Genomic DNA, 13,788 nt, shown 5'->3' with positions numbered 1-13,788 from the left:
AGGTACTTTACTCACGGCGATCGCTGAATTAACAAATATTAGAATTAAAGCAAAATACTTATGGATCTCAAACTATCAGATAAGGTTGCATTGGTGAGTGGTTCAACCGCCGGAATTGGACTAGCGATCGCTACTATATTTGCTCAAGAAGGAGCGAAGGTGATTGTCAATGGCAGAACTAAAGAGCGTGTAAACCATGCCCTTGAGAGTATTGGGCAAAGTGTCCCAAATGCTGTAACTCAAGGAATTGTCGCTGATTTAGGAACCCAAGCAGGAGTTGAAGCAACGATTCAACAAGCGCCATTCGTCGATATTCTGGTGAATAACTTGGGAATCTATGCCTCCAAAGCATTTGAAGACATTTCTGATGAGGAGTGGATGAATATTCTAGAAGTCAATGTGATGAGCGGTGTACGACTATCACGCCATTACTTACCCCTCATGCTCAAGGAAAATAGGGGACGGATTATTTTCGTTTCTAGTGAGTCTGGTTTGAATATTCCCGTTGAGATGATTCACTATGGGGTGACAAAGACTGCACAAATAGCGTTGAGTCGTGGTTTAGCTGAAACAACCGCAGGCAGCCATGTCACAGTCAATACCGTATTGCCAGGTCCAACCCGTTCTGAAGGAATAGAAACTTTCATCCAGGGGTTTGCCAAGGAGCAAAATATTTCACCCGAACAAGTTGAGAAAGATTTTTTTACTAAGACTCGTCCATCTTCACTGATTCAGCGATTTGCTTCAACCTCTGAAGTCGCGGCATTAGTTGCATTTGTTGCTAGTCCCTTGGCATCTGCGATTAATGGTGCTGCTTTGCGCGTAGAGGGTGGAGTGGTGCGATCAATTATTTAATAAATTCACCGCGATCGCCTATTCAACCCAGGAATCAAATGATTAGTCCTCAATCTCAAACGACGCAGCCAGTCGTGCCACATAGTAATAATTCTCGCATTGCAGTTTCAATGCTGTTCTCAGCTTATCTTGAATAGCTGATTAACTTTGTATGGTTCACAATCAATGCAACGATTTAACTTAATTATACTTAAAAGATTCTGGGCGATCGCTAAATCTTACTGGTCGAGCGACGAAAAATGGTATGCACGCGGACTACTGCTGTTAGTCATTCTGTTATCTTTGGGCTACACCGGGCTGAGTGTGTTGCTCAACAACAAGCGAGGCGTGCTAATTTCGGCACTATCTGCCCAAGATGAAGCGAGATTTTGGCAAACGATTCTGGTGTTTACAGGGACATTAGCCGTTTATGCCCCACTCTATGCAGGCTACGTTTATTTACGCGATCGCTTGGGCTTACAATGGCGGCAATGGCTGACAAACTATTTTAGCGATCGCTATTTCCAAAATCGAGCATTTTATAACCTAAATTATGACCATGCCGAAATTGATAATCCCGATCAACGGATTACTGAAGATGTCAAAAGCTTTACCTATGAGTCCCTAGCATTGCTGTTGGCAGTAGTTGATTCATTATTAGCGATTGGAGCTTTTAGCAGTGTGCTGTGGGGTATTTCTCAACCGTTAATCTGGTTTTTGGTATTTTATGCCCTGGTTGGTACTTTGACAACAGTTGGGGTATTTGGCAAGCCCTTAATGCGACTTAACTTTGAACGGCTGAAAAAAGAGGCTGATTTCCGGTTTAGCTTGGTGCGAGTACGAGAGAACGCGGAAGCGATCGCATTCTACCAGGGAGAGCAGTACGAATCTGATCGAATTCGAGGCAAATTCTCAGAAGTTTTTGACAACTTCAAACGCTTAATTTTTTGGGAACTAAATCTCAATATATTAACTAATGCCTATGAATTTATTCCCTTTATTCTCCCTGCCATTGTGGTGGCACCTGGCATTTTTGCTGGTGAGTTAGAAGTTGGTAAAGTCACCGAGGCACAAGGAGCTTTCATCCGGGTCTTTTTCCCCCTCAACTTCATTGTGTCACGCTTTCAGTCCCTGGCTAATTTTGGCGCAGGTGTTGAACGTTTGTACGGTTTTTTAGAGTTTTTGGAGACTAGCGACTCAACAGTGAACCAGCCTGATGGTACTGAACAGCCAACCATCAAAACTGAAATTGCCACTGATGCACCCTCTCCTGTAGAAAATTGTTTAGCATTAGAAAATATCACACTCCAAACCCCTAACTATCAAAGAATTTTAATCGAGAACCTATCTGTAAAACTATTAACGGGTGAGGGTTTGTTGGTGAGGGGACCTAGCGGCTGTGGCAAAAGTTCCTTGCTGAGGGCGATTATCGGACTATGGGATGCCGGTACAGGTACAATTTTGCGTCCACCACTGGCAGAAATACTATTTTTATCGCAGCGACCTTACATGATTTTAGGCACGTTACGGGATCAACTGCTGTACCCCAACATCGATAGGTTAGTGGAAGATGCTGATTTAAGGGAAATTTTGATTCAGGTAAATTTACCCAATCTAGAGCAAACTCATGGTGGATTCAATACCGAACAAAACTGGGCACAGGTATTGTCTTTAGGAGAACAGCAACGGCTAATTTTTGCACGTTTACTACTCAATAAACCTAAATACGCCATTTTGGATGAAGCCACTAGCGCCCTCGATCCTCAGAATGAAAAATATTTATATCAACAACTAAAAGACTCTGGTATGACATTTTTGAGTGTTGGACATCGAGAAAGTCTCAGTAATTATCACCAGTCTATTTTAGACTTTACTACTGATAGAACATGGTCTTTAACAACCTCAAAATCTTTGCCTACTCTAACTTCTAATAATCTTGCGAAGGGGGATGTATAGCGAGATCAATAAATCCAATCAGGGCAAGATAGTTATTTAATTCTTAGAGCTAAACCATGACAGAAAGAACCAAAGAAATTTTGAGTTGGTACGGTAGTGACAATCCTGGCACCCTTACCAACCTCGCGCGATTATTAAATCATGGTAGGCTTGGTGGCACGGGCAAGCTGGTGATTCTTCCTGTAGATCAAGGCTTTGAACATGGTCCTGCGCGAAGTTTTGCCGCCAATCCTCCAGCTTACGATCCGCGCTATCATTTTGAATTGGCGATTGAAGCTGGTTGTAATGCCTATGCTGCTCCATTGGGTTTCCTCGAAGCCGGAGCAAGAGAGTTTGCGGGTGAAATTCCCTTGATTCTTAAAGTAAATAACCATGATGCTTTGCTCGACGAAGCCGATCCGACTCAGGCATTGACTGGTAGCGTTCAGGATGCCTTGCGATTAGGTTGTGTTGCCATCGGTTTTACTATTTATCCTGGTTCTGCCAAACGCTTCGAGATGTACGAGCAAATCCGCGCTTATGCGGCAGAAGCCAAGCGGTGTGGGCTAGCGGTCGTAATTTGGTCTTATGCCCGTGGTTCGGGTATCAGTACGCCGGGAGAAACAGCTATTGATGTAATTGCTTACGCAGCGCAGATTGCTGCCCAGTTAGGGGCACATATTATCAAGGTCAAACTGCCAACCGACCACATCGAACAGCCTGCTGCAAAAGAAGTTTACCAAAAAATGCAGATTCCCATTGCTACCCCGATTGATCGAGTTCGTCATGTTGTCCAATGTACATTCGATGGTCGAAGAATTGTGATTTTTTCCGGTGGAGCTACCCATACAGATGAGGCTCTACTGCAAGAAGTTCGGGCGATTCAAGGGGGTGGTGGCTTCGGCTCGATTATTGGACGTAATTCATTTCAGCGCAGCAAACTAGATGCTCTCAAACTGCTGGATTCGATTATGAAAATCTATAGTGTACCCGCGACAGAATAACTCACGTTTGAGAGGTCAGTAATGCCTACTGCAACGGATTTTAAGGATTATTATACCATCCTGGGAGTCAGCAAAACCGCAACCCCTGAAGAAATTAAACGAGATTACCGTGTGGTGGGATTAACCGTGATTGTCACCCTAATTGGTGCAGCTGGAATTTATGCGTTTGAGCGCGAACTTCCTAATGGCACTATCATCAACTATGGTACTGCGCTGTGGTGGACGGCAATAGTAATGACCACCATCGGTTCTGATTACTTTCCGAAAACAGCAGAAGGTCGAGTACTATGTTTTTTCCTGGCACTGTATGCGTTTGCTACAAGTGGTTATGTGACTGCAACCCTGGCAACATTATTTGTGGGTCAAGATACTGAGAATAATCAAGCAGAACTAGCGAGTGCAAAATCACTTCAAGCCTTGCAAGCAGAAATTACCGCCCTGCGAACTGAGATTCAAGCCTTAGTACGACGAGATTTAGACCAATAATTTCCGAAGTATTGCAAATTAAATAAAACCTTGCTCTCATAGAAAATCTTCCTCAAGAACAATACCTTCGCCAATTTTAAAAGGTAAGTTAGTAATAGACCATGTTATGAGTGGCAGAGCGATCGCCATATTAATCAAGCCTTACTCAACAATTGAAGTTAAAGGGTTAAATGTATTTAATTAGACCTATTAATAAGTAGTAAGACTAAAATAATGGAGAATACGTTTTTTAATCAAGTGTTCCGGGATAGAGAAGGCAAAATTGTGCTAGCTCAGATGCCCAATTTACCACTCATTGTCTGGATTGGAGCTAGTTTATTAAAGATAATTTTTACAACAGGTAGAATTAATATAGGATTGGACATACTAGCCTTTGGCTCCTTATTTACTTGGGCTTGGGAAGAATTATTTCAAGGCGTTAATTACTTTCGTAGAGCATTAGGTTTTGTTGTCCTTATTAGTCTGATGGCGTGGAAAATTCAATAAGTAGGTAAGTATCAATAAATCCTATCAACCATGAACTTACCTCAAAAACCTACACAAACTTTTGCCAAAGGTAAACTTCCTCGCCAATGGAGAGTTCGCTCTCGCCTAATTTTATCTATCATAGTTGCCTTAATAGTATCGGTTCTGGTTCCATATTCATTGAGCTTATCTACTCGAATTCTCTGTATATGGAATGCTGGGGTAATATGTTTTCTAGCTTCAACTTGGGCGCTAATGACGCGAGCAAGACCAAAAATAATGCGCCGTAATGCTCAAAGTCAAGACGAGGGACGCTTGGTAATATTGAGCTTAATTACTGCTGCTGCCTGCGCTAGCATATTAGCGATCGCCTTTATTTTAAGAGAAACTAAAGAGAAAGATATAAGTGTAGTAATTCCCCATATAATTCTAGCAGTGCTCACAATTATTGGGTCGTGGTTACTCGTCCATACTATATTTGCGATGCACTATGCTCATGAATATTATCAGGACCACAAAACTGAGAGTGATTGTCATGGTGGAGGACTAGATTTTCCTGAAGATATTGAGCCAGATTACTGGGATTTTTTATATTTCTCTTTCGTTATTGGGATGACTAGTCAAGTTTCAGATGTACAAATTACCTCGCGATCTCTGAGGCGTTTATCTTTATTCCATAGCGTTCTTTCTTTTTTCTTCAATACCGCAATTGTGGCGATGAGCATTAATATCATTGCAGGTTTAATTCAGTAAATATTAGTAGCACAATGTCAAATATATATCGCTTGAATTTTGACAATTCATGTTTTATGCATAAAAATTAAATCCTGCTTTTAAACCAGGCATGACTTAATACAGAGAAAAATAATTTATTTGTGTATTTATACAGAGTTGTAAAGCTGGAAATGACAATTATTACTGAAAATAAATATAATCCAAAGGGAAATGAAGTTTGAGTCGCAATAATGACCAAAACTAACGTAAAAACAGGGATTTGGGCTAGACTTAATATTCAGCGATCGCTCTGCCTCCACCATCCCTAAAAGCAGCAAAGCACCGATGATATGCCAAGTTATAAACCAGCCTGAACCCCGCACAAATACATCCCGAGAGAGATTTTGTTAAAAATCAATATAAAGTTTTATAGCTAAATATTAGGTTTGATTAAATATTTTGTCTATGTATAGTCTGTGCATAAATAAAACATCTAAAAGGAATAGATAATGTTTTATTTATCTACCTATAAAGATACAAGAAAAATTTGATGCTTTATGCTTTAGTTGGAATTTAGGGTAATAATCAGTAATTGTGTATAGCTTGGGAATTAATCAACAGAAGGCAATTAAATTGGCACAATAAAATCAACCTGTTGCAAAGAGATAAAATAAACAAAAGTCCTATTGTTTGTTGTCTATAGCAAAAATTAAATTTAAACATATTAAACACAGTAAATGGGGAGGAATAGTCATGTTAGATATTGATGAAATGAGTTCCAAAGAAATACACGAACTCCTAAACAAAATAGGATACGGTCATCTCGGCTGCATACATGAAGGCAAACCCTACGTGATGCCAATGTACTATTATCTCGAAAATTCGGATATCTATCTGTTTACAACAGTTGGGATGAAGACTCATGATATAGACGCGAATCCAGAAATCTGCCTACAGGTTGAAGAAATTAACGGGTCTCTGCATTGGCGCAGCGTGATTGTGAATGGTCGAGCCTCACGTCTCACCGAACAACCAGAAATCGATCGCGCAATGAACTTGATTAAAGAGCGCAATACAACGCTGTCACCTGCCATCAATCGAACTTGGATTGATTCTGAGGGACGTTCAGAAGCGATCGCCATCTACCGCATCCACGAGAGTGAAATAAGTGGACGAACCACTGATGGAGTCAGCAGTCGCTAAGAACCGGAATACTGTTTTTGATGTTTTATGAGGAAAAAGCAGAATTATGGTTGCGTTATATCGCAGACAAGGCGAACTTGATGCCCGTGCTTTAACTTTTACGACGTTGATTTTGGCAAATTTAGGACTAATTTTGAGCGAAAGTTCTTCATCTCGCCTCAGTCTCAAAATACTGAAATCTCCCAATAATGCCCTTTGGTGGGTGATTGGTGGGGGACTGGTTTTTCTCGCCTTTGTGTTGTATGTCCCATTTTTGCGTTAATTGTTTAGCTTCTCCTTCTTACACCCAATCGACCTAGCAATTTGTTTAGGCGGTGGGGCGATCGCTCTACTTTGGTTTGAACAGTTAAAGTTTCTCAATCGACCCCAACGAGCTATTCAATCCAAATTAAGAAAACCTACCCCAGAAAATCTTTGATTTACCTTCCCCAACTCTCCACGTTTTGGAGCTTATCCAGCGATCAGGTGCTTCAGCAGATGCACTCTACAACCGCAGGGTTAAGCCGTCAAGATGCCAAACAACGCCTGAGTGAGTACGGCGCAAACAGCCTCAAACAAAAACACAAATCGAGCGCCTGGATGTTGTTGCTTAATCAGTTCAAGAGTCCGATTATCTTGATTCTGATTTTTGCGGCGGTGCTATCGATTTTTCTGAAAGATGCGGCAGATGCCATAATCATTTTGGCGATCGTCTTCATCAGTGGGCTATTAGGATTTTGGCAAGAGCGAGGAGCCTCGAATGCTGTCGAAAAATTATTGGCATTAGTGCAAGTTTCTGCCCTTTTTGCCACTCTTACCCAGTCAGATTTTGCTGACGAACCTCCTCACCGATTTCCCAGAATTAACGATCGCCACAGATCGGGTAGACAGGGAGTTAGTCAACAAACCTCGTCGGATGGATATCAAGTTTATCCGCAACTTTATGATTGTGTTTGGTTTGCTGAGTTCAATATTTGATTATCTCACCTTTGGGGCGCTGCTGTTGCTGCTACACGATCAACCAGAACAATTTAGAACAGGCTGGTTTTTGGAGTCTGTTATTTCTGCATCGCTGGTTGTGCTAGTCGTTCGTACCCGCCAATCCATTTTTAATAGTAAGCCAGGAAAATACTTGTTGATGGCAACGCTAGCGACTATCGGAGTGACAATAATCATTCCTTGGACACCGTTGGCAAGGCTATTCGGATTTCAACCATTGCCGTTGAGTTTCGTGCTAGTTCTGGGGGCGATCGTGGTGTTCTACGTGACTGCTGCGGAGAATGTCAAACGAGTTTTTTACAACCACGTAAAATTTTAGTGGTCAAGTGTACAGAGCATTCCTATTTGATTTACGCCAAGAGCTTGTAGAAAAAAACTATTCATCTTCGTCTCCTGATGGTCGTTCGCTCTCACTTTGTTGGGTGTTCCAGTTCAAAACAATATATTCCAGCATTTCAGCCTGTGTACAGTTATTTACAGCAGCATATTGCTTAATTAGCTCTTTTACTTTAGGGCTAATCTGGCTTATATCTAGTGAGTTATTTCCTACTGTTTCCATGATGTTTTTAGAGAAGATTTAAGCGTTTTGGCTGTTTCTTTTACTAACTGCTTCACCAAAGACTGTTGGATATACAGACGCAAGCGCATTCAGCATTGCTAGTAAAAGCGATCGCTAGAATTTAGCTTTTTTGGTGAGACATAAGTGTTCTGCTTTTTTGGATTAGTCCATAGTTATTTTTTCCTATTATATTAACTTTTGTAATTAGTACTAGTTTCTCTATCATGACCACTAATTTATTAATGTCAATTGGTTTGAGTAAATATCCGGCAAACTCTATCTTAAAAATTTGCTGGATAGTACTTGTGGCAGATGTTGAAGTCAGAATAATTGGGATATGCTCTCTATTATCTGCTTCCATAGCCGTCAATTTATTTAGCACAGCATAAATACTTTCACCTAAGAATCTTATCTCATGCAATTTCCTGTCTGATAACAGCTATTACCCATTACATTCTAAAGCTAATTTCATAATTTGTTTAGTTTCGGATTTAAGAACTCCTAAGAGAACAATCCGCAATATCAAAGCCTTTAAAATACCAGGTGCAGAAACTGGACCTCTGGCAACGGCTTGGCATTCCAATAAATTCATCAACCCCATTCGGGATGGTGCTGTTTTACCAATCTTGCATTTGAATGGTTACAAGATTGCTAACCCAACCATCCTAGCTCGCATTAGTCACGAGGAACTAGAGGACTTATTCAAGGGGTATGGCTATACACCTTACTTTGTGGAAGGGCATGATCCAGCGCAAGTGCATCAATTGATGACAGCAACCCTAGAAACTGTGATTCTGGAAATCAAGAAAATTCAAACCGAAGCTAGGACTTCGGGTGTTGGAAAACGTCCTCGTTGACCGATGATTGTCCTTCGCACCCCCAAAGGCTGGACTGCGCCGGCAGAAATAGACGGTCATAAATTAGAGGGATTTTGGCGATCGCACCAAGTACCAATCACGGATGTAGCTACTAATCCTGGACATCTGAAGATTCTCGAACAATGGATGACAAGTTACAAGCCAGAAGAATTATTTGATGAGCATGGCAGTCTAATTCCCGAACTCAAAGAACTAGCTCCTACTGGTTATCGTCATAGCCAAACATTTAGATATTGCTGAGTTAGAACAGCTTTATGGAACTATCAAATTAGCCCCAGAAATATAACTTAGTTTTAGCCATATGTCACGTTTTTTCTGATTTCCTCAATGACAGCAACTACACCTATAATTCCCTCTTCAGCTTGAATTCTCGCTCCCAGATTCGCTGCACGTTGACACATATCTGCATCTGTCAAAACCTGTTGAATCGCTTCTGCAAGTTTTCGTGCTGTCAGTTGTTTGCGTGGAATCGGTTTGACTCCAACCCCTAATTGAGTTACACGCTCTCCCCAAAAACCTTGGTCTCCAAAGTAAGGAATAATAATTGTCGGAATTCCAGCCCGAAGACCAGCAGATGTTGTCCCCGCACCACCATGATGCACAACAGCTGCAACGCGGGGGAATAGCCAGGAGTGAGGTATTGAATCTATCGGAAAAACCGTATTGGGTAAATTTTTTGTACCCAAACCGCCCCAACCAGAGAGCAGAATAGCACGTTGTTGAGTTTGCTCCAGCGCTTCCAGAACAAGTGCGGTTGTCTCTTGCGGGTTTTTACTACTCATACTGCCAAACCCAATATAAATAGGAGGTGAGCCACTTTCCAGAAACTCCATCAAAGCTGAGGGTGGTTGCCAATCTGGTGCTGAATCCAAAAACCAATAGCCAGTCACATGGGTATTACGCCAATCTGATGGTTTAGGGATTACCGACGGGCTGAAACCATAGATAATTGGGTATTGCTGTAGAATTTCACTCTTGTATGCTCCCCAAAATGAGGCAGCTTTTAAACCCAGCACTTGCTGTCGCATCAAGCGATCGCCTGTCCGAAATCCCTGCCACATTATTTGTCTGGTCAAATGGTGGGATAAATAATTAAACCAACCTCCAAACTGGGATAGAGATTGGGGAAAAAGCACACTCGGAAAGGCTTTTGTGGGTGTAAAAGGAAAAACGTAGGCTTGTAGCAATGGCAGGTGCAACTTCTCTGCGAGGGCAAGTCCCAAGTACAGTCCCCCAACTCCCACAATCAACAAATCCATTCCCTCACAGGCAACTATACCGTCATTAGCCCAATCAATTGCTGCCTGTTGGGCTTGTTTTGCTGTGTACGAAGTAATCGCCAGGAAATTTCCTTTCTCCAAAAGCTCCCGCATTTCCTTGCTTTCTGCAATCGATTGTATATCACCGCGAACAGGGCAGAATTCTAATCCGTGGGAATTCACCAGTTCTGCAAAGTTTTCATGGGTTACGAGTCGCACCCAATAACCAGCTTCCTTCAAACCTTTTCCCAAAGCAATATAAGGTTGAACATCCCCCAAACTTCCCATAGCAATTATTGCGATACGCACAGGTGAGGCTCCTTTTGGGTGTTATTTTTACTTAAAATGACAATAATGTCAGTTTGATGCTAGCGTCATTTTGATAATAGTGTCAATTGAAAGTTATAATTGACTTCATAGCTATCTTCATCTCTGAAATATGGAACCATCACGTCGAGCATCAATTGGTTTGGAAAAGCGGGAGCGGACGCGAAGAAAACTGATTGAGGCAGCTTATCGGGTATTTGCACGCAAAGAGATGGATGCAGTTACTATTGATGAAATTATTGCGGAAGCGGCAGTGGCGAGGGGTACTTTCTATAATTATTTCCAAACAAGGGAGGATGTACTCAAGGCTGTTGCCGCATCGTTGAGCGATGACATGAATCAAAAAATTTGGGCACAATCTGTTACCATTGATGACCCAGCCGAAAGGATGGCGATCGCAATTCGTCAATTTTTACATCAGTCGATACGCGATAGGACTTGGGGGTGGGTGATTGTCCGAATTGGATTGGTGGCTGCCCCGTTAAGTGAAACAATCGAAAGGGGTGTAATGACGGATTTGCAGGCTGGTATCCGCTTAAACCGCTTTCAAATTGAGAACGAAAAAGCTGCCATCGATTTAATTCTGGGAACGGGACTGATGGCTATGCGTAGTATTCTTGAAGGACATACACAGCCTGATTATCCTGAACATATTACCAAATTGATTTTGAAGACATTGGGGATTGGGGATGCTCATGCGATCGCTTTCAAGCCTTTAGAATCGCTACCAAGTTAAAGATTTTTGTAAATATTGATTTGCGCGGTGCTCGTGAGAAAGTAGGGATGAGTCAGGCAGAGCTTACAACTACAACTTGAGCTTTTCCAATCACAAGTAAGTCAGTATAAACAAAATCCGGGAGCTATGGGGTAATTTTGCTGGATGTTTTTCTCAACCTTCAAAGGAATTAATAAAAGCCCACCCTATACTTTATTTAGCCCTTTGAATAATTCCATCAGTTTACGCTTTCGTCCGTGGATGTTTTCCAATTCTGCACGATAGACAGACCATTGGGATTGTTTACCCAATTGTACGTAAGCAGCTTTAACTTTTTTCAACCATCGAACCGCATTATCATAGCGATCGGCTTTTCCTTGATTCATAATTTCTTCGGCAATTTGTCGTGCTTTGACAATTACCCAGTCAGGACTGTGGGGGATGGCTGCATCCATGACTCGCTCCAATGACTCCGAGGCATAATAACTATCGCTGCGAACAGTTGCGATCGCCTCATCAATTAGCCCTTCATGGAGAAAAATATCAACTTTGGCACTCTTTGCATACCAGTTGTCCGACTCCCGCAGAATCTCCAATAAGTCTGGTTTAATTTGTAACCATGCTTCTGCCGCTAAGTGTTCGACTTTTTGATAATCTCGAAACGATGGTTTGGCTTCAAAGGCAACTATACTAGCATTTAGCGCAGTCGATGTATCTCCCATCCCTTGGGCAAAATCACTCGTCCAGGTGGCGAATTCGTAGGTGCAATTTCCAGGTAAATGCAATCCCGATCTTGCAATTCCCAGTGCTTCTGACAAGTATCCATCGTCCCGCAATACCATAGCTAGAGCAAAGGCAGTTTCGGCGTTATCCATCTGGGTTTTTGCCGCAGACATGGCTTCGTCAATTCTTCCTAAAGCTGCTAGTTTGGTGAGATATTGCTGCGTCATTCCTTCGGCAAAGGCTAGATTTAAATACTCTGGGTAGCGATTTTGGCGTTCCAGGAAATCCAAAAGTTTCGTTCTAAAAAACCGCAACACAGAGGGACTGGGCAACGAGTAGAAGCTCCGAAATTTCACATCACTAATCAGCTTTCTAGCCTTAACTGAACCGTATTGAGGTATAGGATAGATATTTTGAAGCGATCGCCCCATCAAAAGCACTACAACAGATAGCTTTCAACAAACGCGATCGCAAACAATCTCCTCTTCAAGCCCAATCCAATCGCCAAAAACCAAGCAAATCTGCTAGCATTAAATTTGATGCTAATTTGATGCACTATCGATTATGCTAAACATCAGTCGAGACATCCATTCCCTTTCCAGCTTCAAGCGCAACACTGTGGAATTTATCGAACAAATGAAGCAGACAGGAGAACCTGTCGTACTGACAGTCAACGGAAAAGCCGAACTCGTCGTTCAGGATGCCGAATCTTACCAAAAATTGCTGGATGCGTTGGAAAGATTAGAAGCAATAGCGGGGATTAAGAAGGGATTGGAAGATGTAGAAGCTGGTAGAACTACATCTTTGAGTGAATTCGAGCAGGAAATGCAGCAAAAATATGGCATTTCAAGTTAGATTGACTCAGACAGCGAAAACTGAAATCGATGGGGCTTATTCTTGGTTAAGAGAACAAAATGCAGAATTTGCTGATAAGTGGTTTCGAGGATTAATGGATACAATTGCAACTTTGCAGGAAAAGCCTCTGCGTTGTGGTTTAGCTGTTGAAAACGATACATTTACAGAGGAGATTCGTCAGCTTATTTACGGGAAGTCAAGAAATAAGTATCGAATTTTGTTTGAAGTTCGGGAAGAGACTGTTTTTGTGCTTCATGTTCGTCACAGTTCGCAAGCACCATTGACGGGTAGGGAAGAAGAATACGAGTAGGTATAGGATAAATATTTTGAGGCGATCGCAGTACTAAATCCTATGGGTATTGCTCCCAATATACAACCCAAGAAAATGCAAAATCTTACGAAGCTTCCACATACTCACATAAAGTAGTTGGTTCGGGAACGATTAAACCCTCTTCTCGCAACCCTTCTATATGGAATTCAATAGCTTCTTTTATTTGTTGGCTGACTTCTCGAACAGTCATACCAGTAGCCACACATCCAGGTAAATCTGGCACATAAGCTGAATAGTTGTTTGCTGCTTTTTCAATCACAATTGCGTAACGCATCAATTTTCTTCCTCTTGTTGTTGCTCTTCAGTTTGGGATTTTTCCTCGCTATCTTTTGTCTCTGCTTTCAATTGAGCTTGCTTCAAAATACTATTGAAAGTGCCTGGTGCTAAATCATCAGATAATTTCCCTGGGACTGTAACTAAACCTGATTTTATCGTGTGTTTATAGTCAGCTGCTGGAGAGGATGGGGAGGGCGATCGCGCTTCATTTGTTCACTTCACATCTTGTAATTCACGCAGATTAAG

The 13,788-nt window shown here is 41.8% G+C and carries 18 protein-coding genes and 4 pseudogenes; 15 read left to right on the top strand and 7 right to left on the bottom strand.

The genetic code is table 11. From position 1 onward, the window contains the following. Positions 1-60: 60 nt before the first annotated feature. The 11 genes and pseudogenes from IJ00_RS09730 (at position 61) to IJ00_RS09685 (ending at position 7,938) form a co-directional block, all read left to right on the top strand. A complete protein-coding gene (locus tag IJ00_RS09730) occupies positions 61-855 on the top strand; it encodes an SDR family NAD(P)-dependent oxidoreductase (protein ID WP_035151754.1) in 795 nt (264 codons plus the stop codon). A gap of 165 nt (positions 856-1,020) precedes the next feature. Continuing rightward, positions 1,021-2,790, top strand: coding sequence for an ABC transporter ATP-binding protein/permease (locus IJ00_RS09725; protein ID WP_035152496.1), 1,770 nt, complete (start codon positions 1,021-1,023; stop codon positions 2,788-2,790). Positions 2,791-2,846: 56 nt separating this feature from the next. Beyond that, positions 2,847-3,773 (top strand): class I fructose-bisphosphate aldolase, encoded by a 927-nt coding sequence (locus IJ00_RS09720; protein WP_035152494.1) that lies wholly within the window; start codon positions 2,847-2,849, stop codon positions 3,771-3,773. Between the two features lie 21 nt (positions 3,774-3,794). Further along, positions 3,795-3,884 (top strand): annotated as a pseudogene (locus tag IJ00_RS30155) (DnaJ domain-containing protein); the annotation flags it as partial. Further along, positions 3,885-4,259: pseudogene (locus IJ00_RS09715) on the top strand (potassium channel family protein); the annotation flags it as partial. A 213-nt stretch (positions 4,260-4,472) separates the two neighbouring features. Further along, positions 4,473-4,745 (top strand): hypothetical protein, encoded by a 273-nt coding sequence (locus IJ00_RS09710; RefSeq protein WP_035151740.1) that lies wholly within the window; start codon positions 4,473-4,475, stop codon positions 4,743-4,745. A gap of 30 nt (positions 4,746-4,775) precedes the next feature. Beyond that, complete coding sequence (locus IJ00_RS09705; RefSeq protein ID WP_035152491.1) at positions 4,776-5,477, top strand: DUF1345 domain-containing protein; 702 nt, start codon at positions 4,776-4,778, stop codon at positions 5,475-5,477. Between the two features lie 732 nt (positions 5,478-6,209). Further along, positions 6,210-6,641, top strand: coding sequence for a pyridoxamine 5'-phosphate oxidase family protein (locus IJ00_RS09700; RefSeq protein WP_238178484.1), 432 nt, complete (start codon positions 6,210-6,212; stop codon positions 6,639-6,641). A gap of 46 nt (positions 6,642-6,687) precedes the next feature. Then, a complete protein-coding gene (locus IJ00_RS29400) occupies positions 6,688-6,903 on the top strand; it encodes a cation transporting ATPase C-terminal domain-containing protein (RefSeq protein ID WP_035152487.1) in 216 nt (71 codons plus the stop codon). Between the two features lie 152 nt (positions 6,904-7,055). Then, positions 7,056-7,274, top strand: a pseudogene (locus IJ00_RS29915) (cation-transporting P-type ATPase); the annotation flags it as partial. Between the two features lie 151 nt (positions 7,275-7,425). After that, entirely contained in the window at positions 7,426-7,938 is a 513-nt protein-coding gene (locus IJ00_RS09685) for a cation transporting ATPase C-terminal domain-containing protein (protein WP_339366907.1), read from the top strand. Positions 7,939-7,995: 57 nt separating this feature from the next. Here the strand turns inward: IJ00_RS09685 and IJ00_RS09680 are convergent, their stop codons facing one another. The 3 genes from IJ00_RS09680 to IJ00_RS28910 form a co-directional block, all read right to left on the bottom strand. Further along, complete coding sequence (locus tag IJ00_RS09680) at positions 7,996-8,178, bottom strand: hypothetical protein (protein ID WP_035152481.1); 183 nt, start codon at positions 8,176-8,178, stop codon at positions 7,996-7,998. Positions 8,179-8,299: 121 nt separating this feature from the next. Then, complete coding sequence (locus tag IJ00_RS28915; protein ID WP_144416003.1) at positions 8,300-8,539, bottom strand: hypothetical protein; 240 nt, start codon at positions 8,537-8,539, stop codon at positions 8,300-8,302. Between the two features lie 81 nt (positions 8,540-8,620). After that, positions 8,621-8,770: a hypothetical protein gene (locus IJ00_RS28910; RefSeq protein WP_168163454.1), complete on the bottom strand. Its 150-nt coding sequence runs from the start codon at positions 8,768-8,770 to the stop codon at positions 8,621-8,623. Between IJ00_RS28910 and IJ00_RS27690 the strand changes: the two are divergent. Then, a pseudogene (locus IJ00_RS27690) lies at positions 8,724-9,269 on the top strand (phosphoketolase); the annotation flags it as partial. The gene IJ00_RS28910 and the pseudogene IJ00_RS27690 sit on opposite strands and share 47 nt — an antisense overlap. 80 nt (positions 9,270-9,349) lie before the next feature. Here the strand turns inward: IJ00_RS27690 and IJ00_RS09660 are convergent. Then, a complete protein-coding gene (locus IJ00_RS09660) occupies positions 9,350-10,624 on the bottom strand; it encodes a glycosyltransferase (RefSeq protein WP_046814778.1) in 1,275 nt (424 codons plus the stop codon). Between the two features lie 130 nt (positions 10,625-10,754). Between IJ00_RS09660 and IJ00_RS09655 the strand changes: the two genes are divergently transcribed. After that, positions 10,755-11,378 carry a TetR/AcrR family transcriptional regulator gene (locus IJ00_RS09655; RefSeq protein WP_035152474.1) on the top strand — a complete coding sequence of 208 codons (624 nt, stop codon included), beginning with the start codon at positions 10,755-10,757 and terminating at the stop codon, positions 11,376-11,378. Positions 11,379-11,563: 185 nt separating this feature from the next. On the opposite strand, the gene IJ00_RS09650 is transcribed toward IJ00_RS09655, so the two are convergent. Then, positions 11,564-12,370 carry an SWIM zinc finger domain-containing protein gene (locus IJ00_RS09650; RefSeq protein ID WP_201782679.1) on the bottom strand — a complete coding sequence of 269 codons (807 nt, stop codon included), beginning with the start codon at positions 12,368-12,370 and terminating at the stop codon, positions 11,564-11,566. Positions 12,371-12,644: 274 nt separating this feature from the next. On the opposite strand from IJ00_RS09650, the gene IJ00_RS09645 reads away from it, so the two are divergent. Together IJ00_RS09645 and IJ00_RS09640 are read left to right on the top strand one after the other, a co-directional pair. Then, the gene (locus tag IJ00_RS09645; protein WP_035152473.1) at positions 12,645-12,935 is read left to right on the top strand and encodes a type II toxin-antitoxin system Phd/YefM family antitoxin; all 291 of its coding nucleotides are present in this window, start codon (positions 12,645-12,647) and stop codon (positions 12,933-12,935) included. Continuing rightward, on the top strand, positions 12,919-13,245 hold the full coding sequence (locus tag IJ00_RS09640) for a type II toxin-antitoxin system RelE/ParE family toxin (protein ID WP_035152471.1): 327 nt from the start codon (positions 12,919-12,921) through the stop codon (positions 13,243-13,245). The genes IJ00_RS09645 and IJ00_RS09640 overlap by 17 nt, the downstream gene beginning before the upstream one ends. An 85-nt stretch (positions 13,246-13,330) precedes the next feature. Here IJ00_RS09640 and IJ00_RS09635 read toward each other — a convergent pair whose 3' ends face one another. Together IJ00_RS09635 and IJ00_RS28295 are read right to left on the bottom strand one after the other, a co-directional pair. Then, positions 13,331-13,540 carry a type II toxin-antitoxin system HicB family antitoxin gene (locus IJ00_RS09635; RefSeq protein WP_035152469.1) on the bottom strand — a complete coding sequence of 70 codons (210 nt, stop codon included), beginning with the start codon at positions 13,538-13,540 and terminating at the stop codon, positions 13,331-13,333. Then, positions 13,540-13,698 (bottom strand): type II toxin-antitoxin system HicA family toxin, encoded by a 159-nt coding sequence (locus tag IJ00_RS28295; RefSeq protein WP_144416101.1) that lies wholly within the window; start codon positions 13,696-13,698, stop codon positions 13,540-13,542. Before IJ00_RS28295 ends, IJ00_RS09635 begins: the two co-directional genes overlap by 1 nt. Positions 13,699-13,788 lie beyond the last annotated feature (90 nt).

This window comes from Calothrix sp. 336/3, from assembly GCF_000734895.2.
GTDB lineage: Bacteria > Cyanobacteriota > Cyanobacteriia > Cyanobacteriales > Nostocaceae > 336-3.
The sequence above is the reverse complement of the archived record's forward strand: the minus strand, read 5'-3'. Positions and strand labels throughout refer to the sequence as shown.